The organism is Polaribacter sp. 2305UL8-11, from assembly GCF_058147165.1.
This window is the reverse complement of sequence record NZ_JBYVJW010000140.1, coordinates 1-230: the sequence shown is the minus strand read 5'-3', so window position 1 is coordinate 230 and position 230 is coordinate 1. Positions and strand designations below refer to the sequence as shown.

Sequence of the window (230 nt, the reverse complement as noted above, 5' to 3'; positions counted from 1 at the left end):
ATAATATAGATCCTTTAATGGAGTTTAAACCACCTTTTATAGATGTTACAACTTCCAGATAAGAATATGTTTATATAGATAAAGGCAATGGTTTGTTAGATAGAAAAATAACCAGAATGCGCCCAGGAACTGTTGGAATTTGTGCAGCCATTAAGCACAAATATGACGTAGATACTGTGCCACATGTGTTGGGTGGAGGTTTTACAAAAGAGGAAACAGAGTACGTTTTG

1 pseudogene is annotated in these 230 nt (G+C 35.2%); it reads left to right on the top strand.

Annotated features, from left to right (window positions below):
- Window positions 1-230: pseudogene (locus tag ACY2RW_RS16495) on the top strand (methylenetetrahydrofolate reductase [NAD(P)H]); the annotation flags it as partial.